This is a genomic window from Streptacidiphilus fuscans, assembly GCF_015690355.1.
GTDB lineage: Bacteria > Actinomycetota > Actinomycetes > Streptomycetales > Streptomycetaceae > Streptacidiphilus > Streptacidiphilus fuscans.
Genome location: NZ_JADPRT010000008.1, coordinates 14,908 through 38,477 on the forward strand (window position 1 = coordinate 14,908; position 23,570 = coordinate 38,477).

General features: G+C 70.9%; 22 protein-coding genes. 8 read left to right on the plus strand and 14 right to left on the minus strand.

Annotated elements, in window-relative coordinates:
- Nucleotides 1-248: 248 nt before the first annotated feature.
- From ppdK to I2501_RS19790, 3 genes are all read right to left on the minus strand, one after another.
- Nucleotides 249-2,966 (minus strand): pyruvate, phosphate dikinase, encoded by a 2,718-nt coding sequence (ppdK, locus tag I2501_RS19780; RefSeq protein WP_196195460.1) that lies wholly within the window; start codon nt 2,964-2,966, stop codon nt 249-251.
- A 559-nt stretch (nt 2,967-3,525) separates the two neighbouring features.
- Nucleotides 3,526-4,692, minus strand: coding sequence for a tRNA dihydrouridine synthase DusB (gene dusB, locus I2501_RS19785; protein ID WP_196195461.1), 1,167 nt, complete (start codon nt 4,690-4,692; stop codon nt 3,526-3,528).
- Nucleotides 4,693-4,730: 38 nt separating this feature from the next.
- Nucleotides 4,731-5,642, minus strand: a complete 912-nt coding sequence (locus I2501_RS19790) for a helix-turn-helix transcriptional regulator (RefSeq protein WP_196195462.1) — start codon at nt 5,640-5,642, stop codon at nt 4,731-4,733.
- A 102-nt stretch (nt 5,643-5,744) separates the two neighbouring features.
- Between I2501_RS19790 and I2501_RS19795 the strand changes: the two genes are divergently transcribed.
- The gene (locus tag I2501_RS19795) at nt 5,745-7,211 is read left to right on the plus strand and encodes an MFS transporter (RefSeq protein WP_408022756.1); all 1,467 of its coding nucleotides are present in this window, start codon (nt 5,745-5,747) and stop codon (nt 7,209-7,211) included.
- A 63-nt stretch (nt 7,212-7,274) separates the two neighbouring features.
- Complete coding sequence (locus I2501_RS19800; RefSeq protein WP_196195463.1) at nt 7,275-7,880, plus strand: NADAR family protein; 606 nt, start codon at nt 7,275-7,277, stop codon at nt 7,878-7,880.
- Here I2501_RS19800 and I2501_RS40280 read toward each other — a convergent pair.
- Genes I2501_RS40280 through I2501_RS19815 form a run of 3 tightly spaced genes read right to left on the minus strand, consistent with a single transcriptional unit; the run spans nt 7,825 to nt 10,591 of the window.
- On the minus strand, nt 7,825-8,700 hold the full coding sequence (locus I2501_RS40280; RefSeq protein WP_196195464.1) for a DUF4097 family beta strand repeat-containing protein: 876 nt from the start codon (nt 8,698-8,700) through the stop codon (nt 7,825-7,827). The two genes, I2501_RS19800 and I2501_RS40280, sit on opposite strands and share 56 nt — an antisense overlap.
- Nucleotides 8,697-9,350 carry a response regulator transcription factor gene (locus I2501_RS19810; protein ID WP_196195465.1) on the minus strand — a complete coding sequence of 218 codons (654 nt, stop codon included), beginning with the start codon at nt 9,348-9,350 and terminating at the stop codon, nt 8,697-8,699. Before I2501_RS19810 ends, I2501_RS40280 begins: the two co-directional genes overlap by 4 nt.
- A complete protein-coding gene (locus I2501_RS19815) occupies nt 9,338-10,591 on the minus strand; it encodes a sensor histidine kinase (protein WP_196195466.1) in 1,254 nt (417 codons plus the stop codon). Before I2501_RS19815 ends, I2501_RS19810 begins: the two co-directional genes overlap by 13 nt.
- Before the next feature lie 174 nt (nt 10,592-10,765).
- Here I2501_RS19815 and I2501_RS19820 point away from each other — a divergent pair, with 174 nt between their 5' ends.
- A complete protein-coding gene (locus tag I2501_RS19820; RefSeq protein ID WP_196195467.1) occupies nt 10,766-11,194 on the plus strand; it encodes a hypothetical protein in 429 nt (142 codons plus the stop codon).
- A gap of 234 nt (nt 11,195-11,428) precedes the next feature.
- Here I2501_RS19820 and I2501_RS19825 read toward each other — a convergent pair whose 3' ends face one another.
- Nucleotides 11,429-12,811: a glycine--tRNA ligase gene (locus I2501_RS19825; RefSeq protein WP_196195468.1), complete on the minus strand. Its 1,383-nt coding sequence runs from the start codon at nt 12,809-12,811 to the stop codon at nt 11,429-11,431.
- Between the two features lie 280 nt (nt 12,812-13,091).
- On the opposite strand from I2501_RS19825, the gene I2501_RS19830 reads away from it, so the two are divergent.
- On the plus strand, nt 13,092-13,535 hold the full coding sequence (locus I2501_RS19830; RefSeq protein WP_328806494.1) for a Fur family transcriptional regulator: 444 nt from the start codon (nt 13,092-13,094) through the stop codon (nt 13,533-13,535).
- Here I2501_RS19830 and I2501_RS19835 read toward each other — a convergent pair.
- From I2501_RS19835 to leuA, 4 genes are all read right to left on the minus strand, one after another.
- A complete protein-coding gene (locus I2501_RS19835) occupies nt 13,514-14,386 on the minus strand; it encodes an isoprenyl transferase (protein WP_196195470.1) in 873 nt (290 codons plus the stop codon). The genes I2501_RS19830 and I2501_RS19835 overlap by 22 nt on opposite strands.
- An 87-nt stretch (nt 14,387-14,473) precedes the next feature.
- Nucleotides 14,474-15,220, minus strand: a complete 747-nt coding sequence (recO, locus tag I2501_RS19840) for a DNA repair protein RecO (protein WP_196195471.1) — start codon at nt 15,218-15,220, stop codon at nt 14,474-14,476.
- Nucleotides 15,221-15,349: 129 nt separating this feature from the next.
- Nucleotides 15,350-16,075, minus strand: coding sequence for a TerB family tellurite resistance protein (locus tag I2501_RS19845; protein WP_328806495.1), 726 nt, complete (start codon nt 16,073-16,075; stop codon nt 15,350-15,352).
- 229 nt (nt 16,076-16,304) lie between these two features.
- Nucleotides 16,305-18,068: a 2-isopropylmalate synthase gene (gene leuA, locus I2501_RS19850; RefSeq protein ID WP_196195473.1), complete on the minus strand. Its 1,764-nt coding sequence runs from the start codon at nt 18,066-18,068 to the stop codon at nt 16,305-16,307.
- 387 nt (nt 18,069-18,455) lie between these two features.
- Here leuA and I2501_RS19855 point away from each other — a divergent pair, with 387 nt between their 5' ends.
- The 3 genes from I2501_RS19855 to I2501_RS19865 all read left to right on the plus strand — a co-directional run bounded on the left by I2501_RS19855 (nt 18,456) and on the right by I2501_RS19865 (nt 20,914).
- The gene (locus I2501_RS19855) at nt 18,456-18,722 is read left to right on the plus strand and encodes a protealysin inhibitor emfourin (RefSeq protein WP_196195474.1); all 267 of its coding nucleotides are present in this window, start codon (nt 18,456-18,458) and stop codon (nt 18,720-18,722) included.
- A 96-nt stretch (nt 18,723-18,818) separates the two neighbouring features.
- Nucleotides 18,819-19,454 carry a winged helix-turn-helix domain-containing protein gene (locus I2501_RS19860; protein WP_196195475.1) on the plus strand — a complete coding sequence of 212 codons (636 nt, stop codon included), beginning with the start codon at nt 18,819-18,821 and terminating at the stop codon, nt 19,452-19,454.
- Nucleotides 19,451-20,914 (plus strand): MFS transporter, encoded by a 1,464-nt coding sequence (locus I2501_RS19865; RefSeq protein WP_196195476.1) that lies wholly within the window; start codon nt 19,451-19,453, stop codon nt 20,912-20,914. The genes I2501_RS19860 and I2501_RS19865 overlap by 4 nt, the downstream gene beginning before the upstream one ends.
- Nucleotides 20,915-21,008: 94 nt before the next feature.
- Here I2501_RS19865 and era read toward each other — a convergent pair whose 3' ends face one another.
- The 3 genes from era to I2501_RS19880 all read right to left on the minus strand — a co-directional run bounded on the left by era (nt 21,009) and on the right by I2501_RS19880 (nt 22,614).
- The gene (era, locus tag I2501_RS19870; RefSeq protein ID WP_196195477.1) at nt 21,009-21,941 is read right to left on the minus strand and encodes a GTPase Era; all 933 of its coding nucleotides are present in this window, start codon (nt 21,939-21,941) and stop codon (nt 21,009-21,011) included.
- A gap of 68 nt (nt 21,942-22,009) precedes the next feature.
- Complete coding sequence (locus I2501_RS19875) at nt 22,010-22,162, minus strand: hypothetical protein (RefSeq protein ID WP_196195478.1); 153 nt, start codon at nt 22,160-22,162, stop codon at nt 22,010-22,012.
- 95 nt (nt 22,163-22,257) lie between these two features.
- Complete coding sequence (locus tag I2501_RS19880) at nt 22,258-22,614, minus strand: cytidine/deoxycytidylate deaminase family protein (protein WP_196195479.1); 357 nt, start codon at nt 22,612-22,614, stop codon at nt 22,258-22,260.
- Between the two features lie 17 nt (nt 22,615-22,631).
- Between I2501_RS19880 and I2501_RS19885 the strand changes: the two genes are divergently transcribed.
- Complete coding sequence (locus I2501_RS19885) at nt 22,632-23,537, plus strand: LLM class flavin-dependent oxidoreductase (protein WP_196195480.1); 906 nt, start codon at nt 22,632-22,634, stop codon at nt 23,535-23,537.
- Nucleotides 23,538-23,570: the final 33 nt, after the last annotated feature.

Genomic DNA, 23,570 nt, shown 5'->3' on the forward strand with positions numbered 1-23,570 from the left:
CCGGCCGCCCCCCCGCCCAGACATCTCGGGGGGGGGGGGGGGGGGGGGGGGCCGGCCCCCCCCCCCCCCCCCCCGGCGGGCCCCCTGCGGCTACTCTGCGCCGAGCTCCGCAGGGGACGTGCGGTGCGGGCAGCGAGCCCCCTCCGAGTCCCTCGGCTCTACCCATCCTTGGTCGGGGACGGGGACGTGGTTCGGAGGGGGTTTGCCCCGCGCTGGCACCCGGCAGGTTGCGCACCGGGTGAGGGTTGTCAGCGCGAGTCGCTGCCCGCCGTCTCGATGGCGGCGCGGCCTGCCTCCAGGCGCGCCACCGGGATCCGGAAGGGCGAGCAGGACACGTAGTCCAGCCCGACCTCGTGGAAGAAGTGGACCGAGTCCGGGTCGCCGCCGTGCTCGCCGCAGACGCCGAGCTTGAGGTCCGGACGGGTCTTGCGGCCCTCGATCGCGGCGTTGCGGACGAGGGCGCCCACACCGTCCCGGTCGATGGTCTCGAACGGGGAAACCCCGAAGATGCCCTTCTCCAGGTAGGCGGTGAAGAAGCTGGCCTCGACGTCGTCGCGGCTGAAGCCCCAGACCGTCTGGGTCAGGTCGTTGGTACCGAAGGAGAAGAACTCGGCGGCCTCGGCGATCTGACCGGCGGTCACCGCGGCACGCGGCAGCTCGATCATGGTGCCGAGCGCGATCTTCAGGTTGACGCCCGTGGCGGCCTGGACCTCGGCGAGGACCTTCTCCGCCTCGTCACGCACTATCTCCAGCTCCTGGACGGTGCCCACGAGCGGGATCATGACCTCGGCACGCGGGTCGCCGCCGGCCAGCTTGCGCTCGGCCGCGGCCTCCGCGATCGCCCGGACCTGCATCGCGAACAGGCCGGGGATGACCAGACCGAGGCGGACACCGCGCAGACCCAGCATCGGGTTCTGCTCGTGCAGCCGGTGCACGGCCTGGAGCAGGCGCAGGTCGTTCTCGTTCGGGTCCTTGCGGGCCTCGGCGAGGGCGACGCGCACCGACAGCTCGGTGATGTCCGGCAGGAACTCGTGCAGCGGCGGGTCCAGCAGACGGACCGTCACCGGCAGGCCGTCCATGGCCGTGAAGAGCTCGACGAAGTCGGTCTTCTGCAGCGGCAGCAGGACTTCGAGCGCGGCCTCGCGGTCGGCGTCGTTGTCGGCCAGGATCAGCCGCTCGACCTCCTTGCGGCGCTCCTCACCGAGGAACATGTGCTCGGTGCGGCACAGGCCGATGCCCTGGGCGCCGTAGCGGCGGGCGCGGTTCGCGTCCTCGGCGTTGTCGGCGTTGGCGCGGACGCGCAGGCGGCGGACCGAGTCGGCGTGCGAGATGATCCGGTGGACCGCCTTGACCAGGCCGCCCTCCTCGTCGGCGCCGGCGTGCAGGGTGCCCTCGAAGTACTCGACGACGGGGCTCGGTACGACCGGTACCTCGCCGAGGTACACCTTGCCGGTGGAGCCGTCGATCGAGATCAGGTCGCCCTCCTCGACGACCCGGCCGTCGGCGGTGGTGAACCGGCGCTTCTTGGTGTCGACCTCGAGCTCCTCGGCGCCGCAGACACAGGTCTTGCCCATGCCTCGGGCGACGACGGCGGCGTGCGAGGTCTTGCCGCCGCGCGAGGTCAGGATGCCCTGGGCGGCGATCATGCCGTCGAGGTCGTCCGGGTTGGTCTCGCGACGGACCAGGATGACCTTCTCGCCGGAGCGGGACCACTTGACCGCGGTGTAGGAGTCGAAGACGGCCTTGCCCACGGCGGCGCCCGGCGAGGCGGCGATGCCGCGGCCGATCCGCTCGACCTTCGCCTCCTCGTCGAAGCGCGGGAACATCAGCTGGGCGAGCTGCGAGCCGTTGACGCGGTGCAGCGCCTCGTCCAGGTCGATCAGGCCCTGGTCGACCAGCTGGACGGCGATGCGGAAGGCGGCGGCGGCGGTGCGCTTGCCGACGCGGGTCTGCAGCATCCAGAGCTTGCCGCGCTCGATGGTGAACTCGATGTCGCACAGGTCCCGGTAGTGGTTCTCCAGGGTCTGCATGATGTTCATGAGCTCGTCGTAGGACTTCTTGTCCAGCTTCTCGAGCTCGCTCAGCGACACCGTGTTGCGGATACCGGCGACGACGTCCTCGCCCTGGGCGTTGGACAGGTAGTCGCCGTAGACGCCCTGGTGGCCGGAGGCGGGGTCGCGGGTGAAGGCGACGCCGGTGCCGGAGTCCTCGCCGAGGTTGCCGAAGACCATGGAGCAGACGTTGACCGCGGTGGCCAGGTCGTGCGGGATGCGCTCCTGACGGCGGTAGAGCTTGGCCCGGTCGCTGTTCCAGGAGTCGAAGACGGCGTGGATCGCCAGGTCGAGCTGCTCACGCGGGTCCTGCGGGAAGTCGCGCCCGGCGTGGTCCTTGACGATCTTCTTGAACGTCTTGACCAGGCCCTTGAGGTCCGCCGCGTCCAGGTCCAGGTCGTTGACCGTGCCCTTGGCCCGCTTGACGTCCTCCAGCGCCTCCTCGAAGAGCTCGCCCTCGACGCCCAGCACGGTCTTGCCGAACATCTGGACGAGGCGACGGTAGGAGTCCCACGCGAAGCGCTCGTTGCCGGACTGCTTGACCAGGCCCTTCACCGAGGAGTCGGAGAGCCCGATGTTGAGGACGGTGTCCATCATTCCGGGCATGGAGAACTTCGCGCCCGAACGCACCGACACCAGCAGCGGGTCGGTCGCGTTGCCGAGCTTCTTGCCCATGGTGGCCTCGAGCGCCTTGAGGTGTGCACTCACCTCGTCGCGCAGCGGGGCCGGCTCGGAGCCGGTCTCCAGGTAGACCTTGCAGGCCTCGGTGGTGATGGTGAATCCCGGAGGGACGGGAAGGCCGAGGTTGGTCATCTCAGCGAGGTTCGCGCCCTTGCCGCCGAGAAGGTCCTTGAGGTCCCTGTTGCCCTCGGTGAAATCAAAGACGAATTTGGTGAGCGTGTCCTTGGTGGCCACGAGAGGGTCTCCTGCCGCACGGTTGCCCTGACGCCGGAGAACATACCCAGATCAAAGGCGGTTGGCTGCCCCCACTAGGCCGTCAGGGTCTCGTACCAATGGGTAACCCACGAGATCGAAACCCCGGAATCGGGCTTCGCCTGCGAAAGTTAAATCGTCGCCCTGACGCTAGCTCGTCTTCAAAGGTTGAACACAAGGTCGCACCCTTGTCATCTTTGGGCCATCGGACAGACACCGTGCGCTACGGCGGCGTTTCCTTGGGTCAATCCTCTGGAGACAACAGGCCGATCACCGGCCGCGGCACGTTCGGGAAGCGTTTCACGACCCTTGCCACCTGCAGTTTTACGTCCTTCTGACGCAAAGTGACGACGAATGTGGCCGGAGTCACGCGCCGCGACGGCTCCCGTCTCACCCCTCGTGCGTAGCCGGTCTCACCATCCGTCGCGACATGTCCACGCTCGGTGGCGGAGCCGTGACGCAGGAGACGGGCAGGGGACGGGATCCGTGGGATCCATGAGGCGGGATCCGTGAGGCGGGACCCGTGAGGCGAGTGGGGCGCTCAGCCGCCGGAGGTGTCGAGCTCGGCCTCCGCCGACGGCACCGCGCAGTCGTACGGGTCGTCCAGCCAGCCCTCCGGCAGCACCACCCGGGCCGCGCCCGAGGTACGGCCGCGGGGGCCGTCGGCGCTGTCCGGCCACGGCTGGTCCTGGTCGATCCGGCTCAGGTGCTCCTCCAGCTCGCTGAGCGAGGAGGTGGTGGCCAGCGCGTTGCGCAGCTCGGAGCCGACCGAGAAGCCCTTGGTGTACCAGGCGACGTGCTTGCGGAAGTCGACGACGCCGCGCTTCTCGTCCCCCAGCCACTCCCCCAGCAGCTCGGCGTGGCGGAGCATCGTCCGCGCCACATAGCCGAAGTCCGGGCGGGCGTAGTCGACCTGACCCTCGAAGACGCTGACCAGCTCCTTGAAGAGCCACGGCCGCCCCAGGCAGCCGCGGCCGACGACCACGCCGTCGCAGCCGGTCTCGCGGACCATCCGGACCGCGTCGTCCGCCGACCAGATGTCGCCGTTGCCCAGCACCGGCACGTGGTCCGGCACGGTCTCGCGCAGCCGGGCGATGGCGGACCAGTCGGCCTGGCCGCTGTAGTGCTGGATGGCGGTGCGCCCGTGCAGGGCGATCGCGGCCACGCCCTCCTCCGCGCCGATCCGGCCGGCGTCCAGGTAGGTGATGTGGTCGTCGTCGATGCCGACCCGCATCTTCATGGTGACCGGCAGGTCGCCCGCGTTGCCCACCGCCTGGCGCAGGATGTCGCGCAGCAGGTTCCGCTTGTACGGCAGCGCCGAACCGCCGCCCTTGCGAGTCACCTTGGGGACCGGGCAACCGAAGTTGAGGTCGATGTGGTCGGCCAGGTCCTCCTCGGCGATCATCTTCGCCGCGCGGCCGACGGTCTCCGGGTCGACGCCGTAGAGCTGGATCGACCGGGGCTGCTCGCTCGGGTCGAAGTGGATCAGCTGCATGGTCTTGGCGTTCCGCTCGACCAGTGCCCGGGTGGTGATCATCTCCGAGACGAAGAGGCCCTTGCCTCCGCTCTGCTCCCGGCACAGCGTGCGGAACGGGGCGTTGGTGATCCCCGCCATGGGTGCGAGCACGACCGGGGGCCAGACCGTCAGCGCCGAGCCGAGGCGCAGCGGCGCTACAGCGGTGACGGCATCGGGGGCGGGCGTGGTCATCCGGAAGTCCTTCGGTCGAGCGGCGACAGGCAGAACCCCTATTGTCCCACCCGCTCGGAGCCCACCGAAGCGGCCAGCTGCGCCACGCGCTCCTTGGTCACCGGGTCCGCCGGAACGTAGGTGATCATGCGGTAGCCGGGACGCGGGCCCAGCCAGAGGTTGGTGTACTCGAAATTCAGCAGCCCGACCTCGGGGTGGAGGAACCGCTTGGTGCCCTCGGCGGTGCCGGTGACGTCGTGGTGCTCCCACGCCGCCGCGAACTCGGGGGAGGCCAGCTGCAGGCGCTTGAGCAGCGACTTGTACTTGGGTTCGGCCACGTGCTCGGCCAGCGCGACCCGGAACTTGGCGGTCATGCCGCGCGCCGCAGCCTCCCAGTCGACCAGCAGCGTGCGCCAGCCGGGATCCGTGAAGGCCAGCCACAGGAGGTTGAGCGCCTCCGGCTCGAACCGGTCCAGGCCGCCGCAGAGCGCGGAGTAGACGTCGTTGAAGCCGATGATGTCGAACCGTGCGTTCAGCACCACCGCCGGCATCGGCGAGAGCTGCTCGAGCACCGCGCGGACCGGCGGGGTGACCACCGGGCACTCCCTGGGCACGCTGTTCGGGTCGGAGGTACCGGCCAGCGAGAACAGGTGCTCCCGCTCCACCCGGTCCAGCAGCAGCCCGCGCGCGATCGCGTCGAGCACCTGGGCCGAGACCTGGATGTCGCGCGCCTGCTCCAGCCACGTGTACCAGGTCACCCCGACGGCGGCGAGCTGCGCGACCTCCTCGCGGCGCAGTCCCGGCGTGCGGCGGCGGCCGATGCTGGGCAGGCCGACCTGCTCGGGCGAGATGCGCTCGCGTCGGCTGCGCAGGAACGCGCCGAGCTCGCGGCGACGCAGCTCGTCGGGCTTGGCGCGCGTCGGGACGAGGCTGTGGACGAGTTCCAGGCTGGACGCAGGTGCGGTACTCATGTATTCCAGGATGCGCCCCTGTTCATCCCGTTGCCAGGTACTCCGAGTACCAGGATAAGCAGACCCTGGTACCAGGTTATAGGGAAGCGGACAGTAGTCCCCGTGAGCATCCACACCACACCCCAGCAGACCCGAGCCTTCGGGCCGATCCAGACCGCTGCTCCCGACCGCCCCGTCGCCGCCGCGCACCCGCGGCTGAGCACGCTGGGCCTGGTCACCGTCCTGCTCGGCGCGTTCCTGCCGATGCTGGACTTCTTCATCGTCAACGTCGCCCTGCCGACCATCGACCACGACCTGTCGGCCGGACCGGCGACCCTGGAACTCTTCGTCGCGGGCTACGGCATCGCCTACGCGGTGCTGCTGGTCCTGGGCGGGCGCCTCGGTGACCTCTACGGCCGCAAGAAGCTGTTCGTCGCGGGCGCACTGCTCTTCGGCCTCACCTCGCTGGCTTGCGGAGTGGCGCCCACCGCGCTGGCCCTGGTCGCCGCCCGCGTCGCGCAGGGCGCGTCCGCCGCGCTGATGCTGCCGCAGGCGCTGGCCACCATCCAGGCCGCCACCGAGGGCGAGCGCAAGGCCAAGGCCATGGGCATCTACGGCGCCGTCGGCGGCATCGCCGTGGTGATCGGTCAGGTGCTGGGTGGCGTGCTGCTGTCGGCCAACCTGTTCGGCACCGGCTGGCGGTTCATCTTCCTGGTCAACGTCCCGTTCGCGCTGGCGGCGGTGCTGCTCTCGTTCCGCGCCATCCCGGAGACCCGCTCGGCCAACCCGGCCCGCGTGGACGTCCCCGGCACCGTGCTGCTGGGCGCGGCGCTGCTGGCGCTGCTGGTCCCGCTGATGGAGGGCCGTTCGCTCGGCTGGCCCGTGTGGACCTGGGTGATGCTGGCCCTGTTCCCCTTCCTGCTGACCGCCTTCGTGCTGGTCGAGCGGCGCGGCGAGCGGGCCGGGCAGGTGCCGCTGGTCCCGATGTCGCTGCTTCGGGTGCGCGGTCTGCGCGTGGGCCTGACCATGGCCGTCCCCTTCTTCACCGGCTTCGGCGGCTTCATGATGGTGATGGCCGTCGCCCTCCAGGTGGGCCTGCACGAGGGCCCGATCGCGTCCGGCCTGGCCATGGTCCCGATGGCGACCGGCTTCTTCGCCGCCTCGCTGGCCGGCCCGCGACTGCTGGCCCGGTTCGGCTCCCGGGTGATCGTCACCGGCGCGGTGATCCAGGCGATCGGTCTGGCCGTGCTGACGCTGACGGTGTTCCAGGACTGGAACGGCCTGAGCCCGTGGACGCTGCTGCCCGGCATGGCGATCGCCGGCACCGGACAGGGTCTGGTCATGCCGCCGCTTATCCGGCTGGTGCTGAGTCAGGTCCCGCTGGAGCGGGCGGGTGTGGGCGGCGGCATCCTGGCCACCACCCAGCAGTCCTCGCTGGCCCTGGGCGTCGCGACGCTGGGGACGCTCTTCCTCTCCCTCTCCCCCTCGATGGGGATGCACGACGCGCTGGCCCTGGTGCTCGGCCTGCAATTCGTGGCGACCTTCGTGGTCATCGCCCTGTCGACGCGGTTGCCGCGCAAGGTCGGGTGAGCGGGGTGAGCCCTGTGGATAACTCATGGCGATGTGTCAGTGGGGGCTGCCAGGATCTCTCCCATGAACGCCAAGGAGATCCAGGCCAGCGAACACCCTGCTCAGGACCACCCGGCACGAGCCCGTAGCCGGGAGCAGCTGGCGGCCCTGGTCGCGGCGGGAGCCCGTCCCAAGTGGTTGATGTTCTGGGGGCATCAACCGCAGAAGGACGGTTCCGTCGGGCCGGGGTCGCTGAGTCAGTGGTGGCCGTGCAGCTTCACCGTCGACGGCGTCGAGTACCGCAGTGCCGAGCACTGGATGATGGCGGCCAAGGCCCGCCTCTTCGGTGACGAGGCGTCGGTGCCTGCGATACTCGCGGCCCGCACCCCGGCCGAGGCCAAGGTGCTGGGCCGCACGGTCTCCGGCTTCGACGAGGAGCGCTGGGCCGCCGAGAGGTTCGAGCTGGTGGTGCGCGGCAATGTCGCCAAGTTCGGCCAGGACGAGGCGCTGCGCACGTACCTGCTCGGCACGGGCAACCGGGTGCTGGTCGAGGCCAGCCCGGTGGACCGGGTCTGGGGCATCGGGCTCGCCGCCACCGACGACGCCGCCGCCGACCCCGACCGCTGGCGCGGCCTCAACCTGCTCGGCTTTGCCCTGATGGAGGCGCGGCAGCGGTTGCTGCTCCGGTAGGCGTCAGCTGGGAACTCGGCTGGTCACTCCCCTGGTGGCGGTAGCCGATGTCCACCGCGCCGCTGGTCGCCGTCGCGGTGATGGTGCCCTTGGCGGAGGCGGAGGCGAGTCCGGGGTCCACGTTGACGCCGCCGCCGTCGTTGCTGCTCGCCTGGACCCGGTACTGCGTGCCGCGCGGCAGTTCGACGTCCACCGCGCCCGAGTCCACTCCGGCCGTGACGGAGTCGGGCGGGGCGGCGAAGTCCAGGTCGATCGAGCCCGAGAAGGCCGTGGCCGCGACGGTCCTTGCGAGCAGGTTGTCGCCCTCGATGTACCCGCTGTCCGCCTTGGCCGTGACCGGGCCGGAGACACCCTGCAGGGTGATCGACCCCGAGGTGGTCGACACGCTGACCGGTCCGGCCATGCCGGTCACCGTGGTCGCGCCCGAGTCGCTGATCACGTGCACCGAGGCCTGCGCCGGCGCCGCGATGTCCAGGGCGACGTTGCACCCGACGCCGGAGAGGAACTTCAGCCCGTTGCAGCGGTAGCTCAGGCTCAGCGTGCCGGTACGCGGATTGAACTGCTGGTACACGTCCGGTCGGGAGCTCACCCACTGGAGCGTCGAGGTGACCGCTTCCTGCCCGGCGGGCACCGCGTGGATCCGGACCGTCGCTGACGGGGCGACGACCTCGACGTCGCTGATCCGGGCGTGCGCGTAGCCGTGGGTGCCGACCGCCTGCTGCTGCACCAGCCAGGCGACCACGCCACTCGCCGAGAACGGGACCACGACCATCACGACGACTGCCGCCAGCCCGTACCAGAGGCCCCTGCGCCGGGTCACGAGCCCTCCTCCGACTCCAGGAAGCGGAGCACGGCCTTCACCCGACGGTGCTCGCCGTCCGTCGGGGCCAGCCCGAGCTTCATGAAGATGTTGTTGATGTGCTTGGCCACCGCGCTCTCGCTGACCACCAGCCCCTGTGCGATCGCCTGGTTGGAGCGGCCCTCCGCCATCAGCGCCAGCACCTCCCGCTCGCGCGGCGTCAGCTGGTCGAGCGGTCCGCTCTGGCGGCGCAGCAGCAGCTGCGACACCACCTCGGGGTCCAGCGCCGTACCGCCCGCGGCGACGCGCTCCAGCGCGTCGAGGAAGTCGTCGACGTTGGCCACCCGCTCCTTGAGCAGATAGCCCACACCGCGGTTGTTGCCGGTCAGCAGGTCGGCCGCGTAACGCTCCTCGACGTACTGGGAGAGCAACAGCACGGCCACCTCTGGGTGCTGACGGCGGATCAGCAGGGCCGCCCGCACCCCCTCGTCGGTGAAGCCCGGCGGCATCCGCACGTCCGTGACCACCACGTCGGGCTTGTGCGCGTCGACCGCCGCCAGCAGCTCCTCGGCGTCGTTGACGGCGGCGACGACGGTGTAGCCCACCGCCTCCAGCACCTTGACCAGCCCGGCCCGGAGCAGGACGGAATCCTCGGCGATTACAGCGCGCACGGCAGCTCCACTATCAGCGTCGTCGGGCCCCCGAGGGGGCTGGTGATCTGCAGGTTCCCGTCCACCGACGCGGCGCGCTGGCGCAGTCCGACCAGTCCGGTCCCCTTGGCCGGGTCCGCCCCGCCCACGCCGTCGTCGACCACGGTGATGATCAGACCCGGCTCATTGTTCCTTCTGCCCGCCCCGGCGAGGGCGCCCTCGCGCACGGTGACCTCCGCCCGCGAGGCCTGGGCGTGCTTGGCGATGTTGGCCAGTGCCTCCGAGACCACGAAGTACGCGACCGCCTCCACCGCGGGTGCGGCCCGGCGCTCCATCCGGACGTCCAGCCGGACCGGCAGCGGCGCCCGTGCGGCGATCCCGGAGAGCGCCGCGTCCAGGCCGCGGTCCTCCAGCACCACCGGGTGCAGGCCGCGGACCAGGTCGCGCAGTTCGGCGATCGCGGCCTGCGCCTCGTCGTGCGCCTCGTCGATCACGGTCATCGCCTGCACGGCCTGCTCCTGTGGCGGCAGGTTCTTCAGCGTCCGGCGGGCCAGGCCGAGGTTCATCGCGAGCGAGACCAGCCGCTGCTGCGCGCCGTCGTGCAGGTCGCGTTCGATCCGGCGGCGTTCGGCGTCGGCGGCGTCGACGACCTCGGCCCGGCTCTCGGCCAGGTCCTCGACCCGGCGGGCCAACTCCCGCACCCGGTTCGGGCCGAGCAGTCTGGCCGCTGCCCGCGTGTCCGCCCACCGCCCGAGCAGTGCCAGCCAGGGCACCAGCAGCAGCGCGACGGCCCCGACCGTGACGGCGACGGACATGCCGTAGGTGTCCAGCAGCATGGTGCTTCCGCTGGGGACCGCCCAGAACCAGGCGGGGACGCTCACCAGCACCAGCCCGGCGGACCAGACGAAGAGCAGCCCCAGCGCGTAGGCGGCCACCAGGGCGTTGACCACCACGTGGTAGAGCAGTTGACGCCAGGTCGTCTCCGCGATCAGCCACCGCCAGCGCGGCCGGGGCGCGGGTATGACCGGGATCTCCAGCTGTAGCAGCGAGACGAAGCGGCTGCGCTGAACCTGGGTCAGCCACGGCAGCACCACCAGCACCAGCGCCGACACGACGACCAGGGTCCAGGTGACCGTCCCGCTCATCAGGACGGTCACCGGCAGGAGGGCCAGCGGCACCGACGTCGCGAGGAAGGCGATGTCGCGCAGACCCTGACGCCCGTAGGGGGCGAAGGCCCGGCGGACCGCCGTGAGGAATGGCATGCGCCCAGGTTAGAGGGCGAAGATCGCCGGGCGCGCTGAACCCTGAGACCGTCTCAGGGTGTACCTGGCACCACCCCTGATTCGGTGCCGCGCCCTACCGCGTCGGCAACCTTGCTCCGCCACTGTGGAGTTCGTCGCCGGAACCGATCCGGCGCCGGACGGCGGGAGGGCACCGTGAGCGGCTCCGAGCTCAGCGCGCTGGACCTGGAGTTCCGCGGCCTGCGCCTGCTCGACTCCCCCTGGTCGGTCCACTTCGCGCGCGGCACGCGCGGACGCCGGGCGCTGGAGGTCTACAACAACGGCCTGTTGGTCGACGTGATGGTCGAATCCGCGCTCGCCCCACGCCTGTTGCGCGGGGCTCGCCGCGGCGAACGCGACGGCACCCGCTCGGTCCTGGCCTGGGGGTACCTGTCGCCTGACGGCGAGGCCCCGCAGGTCCGCTTCACGCGGGGTGGTCGGCAGGCGACGGAGGTCGAGGCGGTCACGACGGCGGGCCGCTTCTGGCTCGCGCTCGGTGCTCCATGCGTCGCGGATCGCGTTTCCGCCACGGCGCCCGACGGCACGAGGGACGTGCTGCGGGTCCGCGCAGGCTGGTCGCGGTAGCGACCAAGGGGCGCGGGGATTCTGCAGGCGAGCAGCCATGCACCTCAGGGGCGGGGGGGGGGGGGCCCCCCCCCCCCCCCCCCCGGGGGGGGGGGCCCCCCCCGCGGGGCCCCCCCCCCCCCGGGGGGGGGTGCCGGCCGGCCCCCCCCGCCCCTGACAGTGCAACTACCTGCCGGAGCACAAGCCCCAGCCCCGCGCCCCTGAGGTAGTGCAGCTACCTCTCAGCGAAACGGGTCAGCAGCCGATCAGGCGCGGAGCGAGGAACTGCTGGACCTGGTCGAGCGACACTCGCGTCTGCTCCATGGTGTCGCGCTCGCGAATGGTCACCGCGTTGTCCTCGAGGGTGTCGAAGTCGACGGTGATGCAGAACGGCGTGCCGATCTCGTCCTGGCGGCGGTAACGACGCCCGATCGCGCCGGCGTCGTCGAACTCGACGTTCCAGAGCTTGCGCAGGTCGGCCGCCAGGCCGCGCGCCTTCGGGGAGAGGTCGGCGTTGCGGGACAGCGGCAGGACCGCGACCTTGACCGGGGCCAGGCGCGGGTCGAGGCGCATGACGACGCGCTTCTCCATGACGCCCTTCGCGTTCGGCGCCTCGTCCTCGCGGTAGGCGTCGATCATGAAGGCGAGCATGGCGCGGTTCACACCGGCGGCCGGCTCGATGACGTACGGGTACCAGCGCTCGCCGGCGTCCTGGTCGAAGTACTTGAGGTCGACGCCGGAGGCCTCGCTGTGCGAGGCCAGGTCGTAGTCCGTGCGGTTGGCGATGCCCTCCAGCTCACCGAACTCGTTGCCGCCGAAGTTGAAGCGGTACTCGATGTCCACCGTGCGCTTGGCGTAGTGGGACAGCTTCTCCTTGGCGTGCTCGTAGAAGCGGATGTTCTCCTCGCGCAGGCCGAGGCCGGTGTACCAGTCCCAGCGCTCCTGCAGCCAGTACTCGTGCCACTTCTCGTCCTCGCCCGGCTTGACGAAGAACTCCATCTCCATCTGCTCGAACTCACGCGTGCGGAAGATGAAGTTGCCCGGCGTGATCTCGTTGCGGAAGGACTTGCCGGTCTGGGCGATGCCGAACGGCGGCTTCTTGCGCGAGGTGGTCTGCACGGCGGCGAAGTTGATGAAGATGCCCTGCGCGGTCTCCGGGCGCAGGTACGCCAGGCCGGAGGCGTCCTCGGTCACACCGAGGTGGGTCTTCAGCATGCCGGAGAACTGCTTGGGCTCGGTGAACTGGCCCTTGGTGCCGCAGTTCGGGCAGTTCACGTCGGCCAGGCCGTTGGCGGGCAGGCGGCCGTGCTTGGCCTCGTACGCCTCCTCCAGGTGGTCGGCGCGGTAGCGCTTGTGGCAGGAGGTGCACTCGGTCAGCGGGTCGTTGAAGGTGGCGACGTGGCCGGAGGCCTCCCAGACCTCGCGGGCCAGGATCACCGAGGAGTCCAGACCCACCACGTCCTCACGCCCAGTGACCATCGCACGCCACCACTGACGCTTGATGTTCTCCTTGAGCTCCACGCCCAGCGGCCCGTAGTCCCAGGCGGCACGCTGACCGCCGTAGATCTCACTGCAGGGGTAGACGAAGCCACGGCGCTTGCTCAGGCTGACGATGGTGTCGATCTTGTCGGCGGCCACAGTGCTCTCTTCAGGTACGACGAAGGCGGTCAAGGATGGATTTCCATGCACGCGGATACCACAGGCTACCGGCCCTCGCGGGGGACGTTTCACATCGATGGTCGCGCGTTCGCGGGGGAGATTTCCAGCCGACGGGCGGCTCGGGGACGCCGCCTCATCCGCAGGTACGGCGCTGTCGACGGCCCGAACTGGCAGAATGGCGGCGGGGAGACTCCGTGGAGCCGCCCTGCCCACCCCGTTTCCCTTCCCGCCCATCCGTTCGAGAGCCGCAGGAGAGCCGGTGACCCCCGCGAACACGTCGTCCCCCGCCCGGTCGACCCGTCAGCGCACCGCCGTTGCCTCGCTGCTCGCGGAGATCGACGACTTCCGCAGCGCGCAGGAGCTGCACGACCTGCTCAAGCACCGGGGCGACTCGGTCGGCCTGACCACCGTCTACCGCACCCTGCAGTCGCTCGCCGACGCCGGGGAGATCGACGTGCTGCGCACCGACGACGGTGAGGCTGTCTACCGCCGGTGCAGCAGCGGTCACCACCACCACCTGGTCTGCCGCTCCTGCGGCCGGACGGTCGAGGTGGAGGGCCCGGCGGTGGAGCGCTGGGCCGAGGGCGTGGCCGCCGACCACGGCTTCGTCGACGTGGCCCACACCCTGGAGATCTTCGGCACCTGCGCCGGCTGCGCGGCGCAGGCCGAGGCGGCCTCGACTCAGGCGTCTTCCGAGGCCTGAGCCGGAACGTTCGCCAGCTCGCCCGCGGCCGGACCCGGGACCGCGTTCGGCAGCGCCCCGCCGTAACGGCGGTCGCGCATCGCGAACTCCTCGCAGGCCCGCCACAGGTCGCGGCGGTCGAAGTCCGGCCAGAGCACGTCCTGGAACACCATCTCGGCGTAGGCGGACTGCCAGATCAGGAAGTTGGACGTGCGCTGCTCACCGCTCGGGCGGATGAAGAGGTCCACGTCCGGCATGTCGCGGTGGTACATGTAGCGGGCGAAGGTCTTCTCGTTGACCTTGGACGGGTCCAACCGCCCCTCGGCGACGTCCTTGGCCAGCGCCGCCGCCGCGTCCGCGATCTCGGCGCGACCGCCGTAGTTGACGCACATGTACAGCGTCATGGCGTCGTTGTCGCGGGTCAGCTCCTCGGCGACCTGGAGTTCCTGGACCACCGACTTCCACAGCTTCGGCATCCGGCCGGCCCAGCGGATCCGGATGCCCATGTCGTTCATCTCGTCGCGGCGGCGGTGGATGACGTCGCGGTTGAAGTTCATCAGGAAGCGGACCTCGTCGGGCGAGCGCTTCCAGTTCTCGGTGGAGAACGCGTAGAGCGAGAGGTTCTTGACCCCCAGCTCCAGGCAGCCCTTGAGCACGTCGAGGACGACGGCCTCGCCGACCTTGTGCCCCTCCGTGCGCGGCAGGCCGCGCTCCTTGGCCCAGCGCCCGTTGCCGTCCATCACGATGGCGACGTGCTCCGGAACCAGCTCTCCCGGGATCTTGGGCGGCTGGGCACCACTCGGGTGCGGGGTGGGCGGGAGGTACTCCCGGGTCCGCCTGCTGCCGAAGAGTCCGCGCCGTGCCGTAGCCATGTGCCCCTGCTTCTTCTCAGTCTTCTGGGTCTGCACTTCTGGGTCTGCCGTGACCGCTGGGTCAGTGGCGACCGCTGGGTCTGCTTGCTAGTGGGCCACGTACCTGAGGGAACGCAGACCCCGCTCCAGGTGCCACTGGACGTAGGCGGCGACCAGGCCGCTGCCCTCGCGCCGGTGACGCGGCTCACACGCGTCCGCAGTCTCCCAGTCGCCGGACAGCAGCGCGCCTAGCAGCTCCAGTGTCTCAGGGGAGGGTACGACACTCCCCGGTACCCGGCAGTCACCGCACAGCGAACCACCGGTCTGTACCGAGAAGAACCGATTCGGCCCGGGAAGGCCGCACTTGGCGCACGCGTCGAAGGAGGGCGCGTAGCCGTTGACCGCGAGCGAGCGCAGCAGGAACGCGTCCAGCACCAGGTGCGGCTCGTGCTCCGCACCGGCCAGGGTCCGCAGCGCGCCGATCAGCAGCAGGTACTGCTGGACCGCGGGCTCGCCCTCGTTCTCGGTGAACCGCTCGGCGGTCTCCAGCATGGCCGACGCGGCGGTCCACCGGTCGTAGTCCACGGCTATCCGGGCACCGTAGGGCGCGATCGTCTCGACCTGCGTGCAGAGCGCCAGATGCCGACCGACCAGCTCGTCGCCGCGGGCGAAGAACTGCACGTCGACATGGCTGCACGGCTCCAGCCGGGCGCCGAACTTCGACTTGGTCTTGCGCACGCCGCGCGCGACGGCGCGGACCCGGCCGTGCTCCCGGGTCAACAGGGTGATGATCCGGTCCGCCTCGCCCAGTTTCTGGGTGCGCAGCACCACACCGTCATCCCGGATCAGACTCATGGGACCATTCTGGCCCCTGTCGGGGGTCCGCCGGTTCAGGTCCCCGGTTGAGGTCTCCGGTTGAGGTCTCCGGTTCAGGTCTCCGGTTCAGGTCCCCGGTTGAGGTCTGCCGGTCCAAGTCCGTCCGGCTCAGGAACGCGGGGTCCGGGCGGCGGCGGCCAGGGTGGCGTCGATCTCGTCGCTGCCCAGCCCGAGGCACTGCCCGACCGCCCGCAGCGTGGCCCGCTCGGCGGGCCGGTAGGGCCCGTCGGCGAGCGCGATCACCGCGCCCTGGGTCAGCAGCCGGGTCAGCCCCGGACCGAGCAGGTGCGGCGCGAGCGGCTCGATCGCGGTGTGCAGCTCGACGACCAGGGCGCTGCCGCAGCCGCAGAGTTCGCCGAGCGGGTCGATCCCCTCGTCCCCCTCGTGGTCCTCGTCCTGGTCCTCGGCCCTGGGCGCGTCGGCGGCCCCGGCCGTCTCCGCCAACGCGGCCAGCAGTCCGTCCGCGTCGAGGTCCGTGAAACCCGCGTCGCGCAGCCCGGCCAACGCCGCGTCCCGCACCGCGGGCGCGGCGGAGACGCCGCCGGACGCGGCCAGGACCGCGAGCGCGACGGCGTGGTGCGCGTTGCGCAGCATGGACAGCAGATGGCCGGAGGTCGGATGCGCCAGGGCGTCCAGCCCGTAGCGCGCCCGGCACGAGGTGCACTGCAGCGTCGCGGCGGCCCGCCGCAGCGGCAGCAGCGGGATCCCCGCCACCCGCAGCCAGTTGCGCCCGCGCTGTCTGCGGTAGTTGCGGTCGCCTCCGCAGGCGAGGCAGTAGAACTCCCCAAGAAGCTCGGTGTGCCACCGGGCTTGGACAGCGACCACGTGCGTCACGGCGCGCTCCCGACTGCGTCGGCCGACCTCGATGTCGGTTGACCAAAGATGCTGCCACGCGGATGACGACCTGTCAGTACCCCGGCCATGCACTGTCCAGGGGCGCGGGGAACTGCGCGACAAGCCACCCGGTGTGGTGACTCGCCGAACGAGCAGGGCCATCCGCATGTCGGTGGTTGCTCGTGCAGTTCCCCGCGCCCCCTGAGGTGGTGCAACTTCCCCCTAGTGACTACCGCTGCGCGCGGTTGACCGCGGAGACGATGGCCTTGATGGAGGCGCGGACGATGCTGGTGTCCATGCCGACGCCCCAGACGACCTTGCCGTCGACCGCGCACTCCCAGTACGCCGCGGCGTGCGCGTCCGCGCCCTGGCTCATGGTGTGCTCGGCGTAGTCCAGGACCCGCACGTCGACGCCGATCTGCGCCAGCGCGGCGACGAACGCGTCGGCCGGGCCGTTGCCCGTGCCGGACAGGGTGGTGTCCGCGCCGTCGACGGTCACGTCCACGGTGATGGTGTCGGTGCCGTCCGCCGTCGAGGACGCCTGGTGCGAGCGCAGCTGGATCCGGCCCCAGGGGGTCGCCGGGGTGGGCAGGTACTCGTTCTCGAAGGAGTCCCAGATCTGCGTCGGGGTGACCTCGCCGCCCTCGGCGTCCGTCTTGGCCTGGATGATCTTCGAGAACTCGATCTGCATCCGGCGCGGCAGGTCCAGGCTGTGGTCGTTCTTCAGGACGTAGGAGACGCCGCCCTTGCCCGACTGGCTGTTGACCCGGATGACCGCCTCGTACGAGCGGCCCAGGTCCTTCGGGTCGATCGGCAGGTACGGGACGCCCCAGGTGTGCTCCTCGACCGGGTGGCCCGCCGCCTTGGCGTCGGCCTCCAGCGCGTCGAAGCCCTTCTTGATCGCGTCCTGGTGCGAACCGGAGAAGGACGTGTAGACCAGGTCGCCGACGTAGGGGTGGCGCTCGGCGATCGTCATCTGGTTGCAGTACTCCCAGGTGCGCCGGATCTCGTCGATCTGCGACAGGTCGACCTCGGGGTCGACGCCCTGCGAGAACAGGTTCAGCGCGACATTGACCAGGTCCAGGTTGCCGGTTCGTTCGCCCTGCCCGAACAGACACCCCTCGACGCGGTCGGCGCCGGCCATCACGGCCAGCTCGGCGGAGGCGACGCCCGTGCCGCGGTCGTTGTGCGGGTGCGTGGACAGCGCGACGAACTCGCGGCGCGACAGGTTGCGCGACATCCACTCGATCTTGTCGGCGTAGACGTTCGGCGTGGAGCGCTCGACCGTGGTCGGCAGGTTCAGGATGATCTCGCGGCCCTCGCCCGGCTGCCAGACGTCCATGACGCCCTCGCAGACGTCCAGCGCGAAGTCCAGCTCGGTGTCGATGAAGATCTCCGGCGAGTACTGGTAGCCGAAGACCGTGTCATCGCCCAGGATCTTCTCGGCGTACTCCATGACCAGGCGGGTGCCGTCGACGGCGATCTGCTTGATCTCGTCCTTGGAGGCGTGGAAGACCACCCGGCGGAACAGCGGCGAGGTGGCGTTGTACAGGTGGACCGTCGCCCGGGGCGCGCCGCGCAGCGACTCCACGGTGCGCTCGATCAGCTCCTCGCGGGCCTGGGTCAGGACGGAGATGGTCACGTCCTCGGGGATCGCGCCCTCCTCGATGATGGAGCGCACGAAGTCGAAGTCGGTGGCGCCGGAGGAGGGGAAGCCGACCTCGATCTCCTTGTAGCCCAGCTTGACCAGCAGGTCGAACATGGCCCGCTTGCGCGCCGGCGACATCGGGTCGATCAGGGCCTGGTTGCCGTCCCGCAGGTCGGTGGACAGCCAGCGCGGGGCCTTGGTGATGACCTTGCTCGGCCAGGTGCGGTCCGGCAGGTCGACGGTGCCGAAGGGTACGTAGCGCTGGAACGGCATCCCCGAGGGCTGCTGACGCACGGTCGCGGCGGTGATCGGCGTGGGGCGCTCGTTGAAGGGCTGCTGGGTCATGGTGGGTTCGTCTCCTGTGGCGTCTGTCGCTCCGAGAGGCGGCCGACGAGCTGCACAGATCTACGAACGCGCAGCACCCACCCCCGCGGCGAGGGAGTCGGCCTCGATCAACTCGGGCCCTCGCCGCGGCAGCTAAGAAGAAGCAGCCCGTAACGCATGATGCAGCCCAGAGTAACCCAACGGATGCGCGACACCGAGCGCATGAGGCGAGCGTTCCGCTCTGTGAGACGCACCGTCCACCGTGACCGACCGAGCTGCCGCCCCGGGCGGGCGGCCCGACGAGCGGCCTGAGCGATCGTGAGCGATTGGTGATCGAGTGATCACCTAGCAAGAGTCAAGGCCTTCCAGGGCTCCATTTTCGTTGCTCCACGGAGCACACTGATTACTATGCGCATCTTGGTCACCCGCACGGACGGGTCCGCCGCGAACGAGCACCGGGCCTTGCTGGACACGGAGGGGCGGCCGGATGCGCCGCACATCCACGCCATCGTGCGCGAGGCCCTCGGCGCCTGCACCCGCAACCCGATCCTGGCCGGGCCACACGGCTTCCAGTACGCCATCACGGTGGACGGCCGCCCCACGGGCTACTGCACCGAGCCGCAGCTGACGGCGAGTCAGCGCTCCTTGATAGGGCTGGTACTGAGCACGGTCTGAGCATCGCCTGAGCACCGCCGAGCCGCTTTCAAAAATGCAGAGACTTCTCTACAGAGAACCCTTTGCAGAGAAGTCTCTGCACGCTATCGTCATGCCATGAGCAAGGACCCACGCCCCGAACGTCCTTCCGCCGAAGCCTCCCGAGTGCTCGACCCGCGCAGCCTGCGGGCCTTGGCGCACCCGCTGCGCATGCGCCTGCTCGACCTGCTGGCCTCCGAGGGCCCCGCCACCGGGACGACGCTCGCCGGACGGCTCGGCGAGAACACCGGCACGGTGAGCTGGCATCTGCGCCAACTCGCCCAGCACGGCTACATCGAGGAGGACGCCGAACGCGGCACCCGGCGCGAGCGCTGGTGGCGGCGGGTCTCCACCCCCGAGGTCGTCGAGAGCGCCGACTTCCGCGCCAATCCGGAGAACCGGGCGGTACTCGCGTCCTACCTCCAGGAGACCGTGCGCACCCAGTTCCGTCGGGTCAGTGACTACCTTGAGCAGGACTGGCCCGAGGAGTGGCGCGGCACCGGCAACCTCTCCCAGTACGACCTGCGCCTGACCCCGGACCGCCTCCGCGCGCTCAACGCCGAACTGCTCGCCGTCCTGGAGCGCTACCGCGCCGAGGCCACGGACAGTGCCGGCACGGCGGGCGACGCGCCGGGATCGCTTCCGGTCACCGTCCAGCTCCAGTCCTTTCCCCGGAAGGACTCGGCTCCCCGGAAGGACACGGCCGCGTCATGACCGGTCTGCTGCGGCGCGACCGCGACTTCCGCCTGCTGTGGACCGGTGAGGTCGCCGGTCAGTTCGGCTCCTGCGTCACCGGCGTGGCGATGCCGCTGATCGCCCTCACCGTGCTCCACGCCGACGCCCTGACGGTCAGTCTGATCACCGCCGCCGCCTGGCTGCCGTGGCTGCTGGTCGGCCTTCCGGCCGGGGCCTGGGTGGACCGGCTCCCCCACCGGCCGGTGATGGCCGTGGCCCAGGCGGTGGCGCTGCTGACCGTGGCCAGCGTCCCGGCCGCGGCCTGGGCGGGCGTGCTCAGCATCGGCCAACTGCTGGGCGTGGCCCTCGTCCGCGGCACCGCGCAGGTCTTCTTCCAGACCGCCTACACCGCCTACCTGCCGGTCCTGCTCCCCTCCCAGGACCGGGCCGAAGGCAACGCGAAGCTCCAGGGCAGCGCCTCCGCCGCACAGCTCGTCGGCCTGAGCTCGGGCGGCGCGCTGGCCCAACTGCTGGGCGTGACAGGCGGGATGCTGGTGAACGCTGGCACGTTCATGGTCTCGCTGCTCTGCCTCGGCTCGATCCGGCACCGCCCCGCCGCCCCAGCCGCTCCGGCCCCGGCTCCCGCCAAGGAGCGACGCCCGCTGCGCCGGGACATCGCCGAGGGGCTGCGCCTGGTGGCGGGCGACCCGTGGATCCGCTCGTTCACGCTCTTCGGCGCGGCCTCCAACCTGGCGTTGACCGGCTTCCAGTCGATCCAGGTCGTCTTCCTGATCCAGCACGTCGGAGTGAGTGCGACCGCGGTCGGCCTGCTGATCGCGGCGTCCGGCCTGGGCGGCGTGCTGGGTGCGTTCGCCGGGCCCCGGATCGGCGCCAGGATCGGGACGGCGCGGGCAATGCTCGTCCTCGAACTCGGCCTGCCTGCCCTGGTCCTGCTGATCCCGCTGACGACCGCAGGGGCGGGCCTCGGCCTCTACCTCGCGGGCAGCCTCTGCGTCTCGCTCGGGATCGTGGGCGGCAACGTGCTCAAGGCCGGCTTCCAACAGCGCTACTGCCCCACGGGCCTGCTCGGCCGCGTCACCGCGACCGCGTCCGTGCTGAACTTCGGCGCGATCCCGCTCGGGGCGGTGCTCGCGGGTGCGCTCGCCGGATGGGTGGGCCTGGTCCCGGCGATGTGGATCATGACGGCGGGTGTGCCACTGGCGGCCCTCCTGCTGCTGGCCTCGCCGCTCCCCCGGCACCGCGACTTCCCGACGGACGCCTGCCTCGCCGCCCCGGCAGACTCCGCAGACCCCACGACCACGGACTCCGCACCGGAAGCACCGGAAGCGGTGGAAGCAGCGGACGGGGACCGGCCGCGCCCCTGGGCCAGGCACTGCCCAGGAACGGGGCCGGTCACCGGGCGTCAGCCCAGGGGAGGCACCTCCGGGGAGACGCCGAACGGCACGTCTCCGACGGCGCGGCCCACGCGTTTCCCGTAGCGCCGCCGCCGATCGGCCGTCGTCTCCCCGCCATCCTTTCGTGCTCCGCTACGGTTCACCAAACCGGCTGCGTGAGGGCAGATCTGATCGAGCGTCAGAAACCGAGCTTGCGCAGCTGCTTCGGGTCGCGCTGCCAGTCCTTGGCGACCTTGACGTGGAGGTCCAGGAAGACCGGGGTGCCGAGCAGGGCCTCGATCTGCTTGCGGGCGACCGTGCCGACGTGCTTGAGCCGGGCGCCCTTGGCACCGATGACGATGGCCTTCTGGCTCTGCCGCTCGATGTACACGTTGGCGTGGATGTCGAGCAGCGGGCGGTCGGCGGGACGGTCCTCGCGCGGGATCATCTCCTCGACCACGACGGCGAGCGAGTGCGGCAGCTCGTCGCGGACGCCCTCCAGCGCGGCCTCACGGATCAGCTCGGCGACCATGATCTGCTCGGGCTCGTCGGTCAGGTCGCCGTCCGGGTAGAGCTGCGGACCCTCGGGCAGCAGCGGGACGAGCAGGTCGACAAGGAGGTCGACCTGGTGGCCATCCTTGGCCGAGACGGGGATGATCTCCGCCCACTCGATGCCGAACTCCGCGCCCATCTGCGCGACGGCGAGCAGCTGCTCCGCCAGGCGCTTGGAGTCGACCAGGTCCGTTTTGGTGATGATGGCGACCTTGGGCCGACGCTTGATCCCGGCGATCTCCTTGGCGATGAACTTGTCGCCGGGGCCGATCTTCTGGTCGGCGGGCAGGCAGAAGCCGATGACGTCGACCTCGGCCCACGTCGTCCGCACCACGTCGTTGAGACGCTCGCCGAGGAGCGTACGGGGCTTGTGCAGGCCGGGCGTGTCGACCAGCACGAGCTGTGCTTCCGGCCGGTGCACGATGCCGCGCACGGTGTGCCGGGTGGTCTGCGGACGGTCGGAGGTGATCGCAACCTTGGTGCCGACGAGCGCGTTGGTCAGGGTGGACTTGCCGGCGTTGGGCCGCCCGACGAAACAGGCGAAACCCGAGCGGTGCTGCTGGGTGGAGCTAGAACTCATGCGGCCATTGTCCCCTACGCGGGGAGCGGACGTGATCAGAGCCGCAGGACCACCCGCAGCGCGCGGGGCTACTTCCCCTTCCCCCGCTGGAAGAGGGAGGCGAGCGTGAACAGGGCGACGGCGATCGACGCCGCGAGCCAGCCCCAGTTGTGGTCCTGCTGCCAGTGGCCCATGCCCATCAGCACGAACAGCACTCCGCAGACGATCCCGACGCCCCTCACCCGTCCCCCTCGCTGACCGCAACCCCCTGGCCCCGATCCGAACCGGACCGGGGCTCCCCACACGCGTGCCTACCGCAGCAGGAACACCTACTCCACTACTCCACGACGACCGTCTGCCGCACCACGGCGTCGGTGCCTGCGAGGAAGACGGAGGTCCCCGCGCCGCCGAGGTCGCGGACCGCGGCGAGGTCCCCCTCGGCCGGGTGGTTGGCGTCCGAGACGACCGCGGCCGCCTCCAGGCCCTTGGCACCGCTGGCGACGGCCATGGCCACGGCCGTCTGCAACGCGCTGAGGTGCAGCGACGGCAGGTCGACCGTGCCGGCGACATAGGTGCGACCGGTCTCGTCACGGACCGCCGCGCCCTCGGCGACGCCGTTACGGGCCCGGGCGGACCGCGCCAGAGTGATGATCTTCTTGTCTTCTGCGTCAAGCTCGACGGACTGCTCGCTCATGGCACGAGAATACGGGCATGACTGACCTTCGGATCGGCGTGATGTTCGACCGCGCGTGGGACCCGGCCGGGTTGGCCGCCTTCGCCCGCGAGGTGGAGGCGCTCGGGGTGGACGACCTGTGGGTGGTCGAGGACCTCGGCTGGAACGGCGGTATGACCGCCGCAGCGGTGGCGCTGGGGGCGACCGAACGGATCCGGGTCGGGCTCGGGATCGCGCCCGCGCCGCTGCGCAGCCCGGCCCTGCTGGCGATGGAGATCGCCACGCTGGCACGTGCCTTCCCCGGACGGTTCACGGCCGGGATCGGTCACGGCGTCCGTGAGTGGATGCGCCAGGTCGGCGTGGCGCCGCGCTCGCCGCTCTCCCTTCTCGAAGAGACCGTGACCGCCGTCCGGGGGCTGCTGCGTGGCGAACGGGTGACCGTCGACGGCCGCGAGCTGCGGATGGACGGCGTCCAGCTGGTCCACCCGCCCGCACCGGACGCGGTGCCGCCGGTGCTGGCGGGCGTGGTCTCACCCAAGTCGCTGGAGCTGGCGGGACGGGTCGCCGACGGGACGCTGGTCGTCGAGGGCATGGGGCCGGACGACCTGCGGACCGCCCGTGCCCTGGCCGAGCGCGGCGGCGCCGGCCCGGACCACCAGCTGACCGTCCTAGCCTTCCTCGGCGTGGGCACGGCACCCGAGGCACCCGAGGCAAGCAGGGACGGCCGGGACGCCGCGCTCGCGCTGGAGCGCGTCGTGGCCGAGCACGCCGCCTGGCTCGGCCGTCCGGTCGAGCAGACCTTCTCCCTCTCCGGCACCCCGGCCGAGGCCGCGTCCGCCGCCCGCGCGCTGGGCGCGGCGGGCGCCGGAACGGTCGTGCTGCGGCCCGTCGGCCCCGACCCCCTCGGGCAGGTCGCCGCCGTGCTCAAGGAGCTGCGGGGCTAAAGGCCGGGGGCTGCAAGCTGCGGAGGCCGAGGG

What these genes read in the sequence shown, in the direction of transcription:
- dusB (WP_196195461.1), bottom strand. Translation starts at nt 4,692, where the DNA reads ATGACCACGCCCGCCCCCGATGCCGTCACCGCTGTAGCGCCGCTGCGC.
- I2501_RS19790 (WP_196195462.1), bottom strand. Translation starts at nt 5,642, where the DNA reads ATGAGTACCGCACCTGCGTCCAGCCTGGAACTCGTCCACAGCCTCGTC.
- I2501_RS19800 (WP_196195463.1), top strand. Translation starts at nt 7,275, where the DNA reads ATGAACGCCAAGGAGATCCAGGCCAGCGAACACCCTGCTCAGGACCAC.
- I2501_RS19815 (WP_196195466.1), bottom strand. Translation starts at nt 10,591, where the DNA reads ATGCCATTCCTCACGGCGGTCCGCCGGGCCTTCGCCCCCTACGGGCGT.
- I2501_RS19835 (WP_196195470.1), bottom strand. Translation starts at nt 14,386, where the DNA reads ATGGCTACGGCACGGCGCGGACTCTTCGGCAGCAGGCGGACCCGGGAG.
- recO (WP_196195471.1), bottom strand. Translation starts at nt 15,220, where the DNA reads ATGAGTCTGATCCGGGATGACGGTGTGGTGCTGCGCACCCAGAAACTG.
- leuA (WP_196195473.1), bottom strand. Translation starts at nt 18,068, where the DNA reads ATGACCCAGCAGCCCTTCAACGAGCGCCCCACGCCGATCACCGCCGCG.
- I2501_RS19855 (WP_196195474.1), top strand. Translation starts at nt 18,456, where the DNA reads ATGCGCATCTTGGTCACCCGCACGGACGGGTCCGCCGCGAACGAGCAC.
- I2501_RS19860 (WP_196195475.1), top strand. Translation starts at nt 18,819, where the DNA reads ATGAGCAAGGACCCACGCCCCGAACGTCCTTCCGCCGAAGCCTCCCGA.
- I2501_RS19865 (WP_196195476.1), top strand. Translation starts at nt 19,451, where the DNA reads ATGACCGGTCTGCTGCGGCGCGACCGCGACTTCCGCCTGCTGTGGACC.
- era (WP_196195477.1), bottom strand. Translation starts at nt 21,941, where the DNA reads ATGAGTTCTAGCTCCACCCAGCAGCACCGCTCGGGTTTCGCCTGTTTC.
- I2501_RS19880 (WP_196195479.1), bottom strand. Translation starts at nt 22,614, where the DNA reads ATGAGCGAGCAGTCCGTCGAGCTTGACGCAGAAGACAAGAAGATCATC.
- I2501_RS19885 (WP_196195480.1), top strand. Translation starts at nt 22,632, where the DNA reads ATGACTGACCTTCGGATCGGCGTGATGTTCGACCGCGCGTGGGACCCG.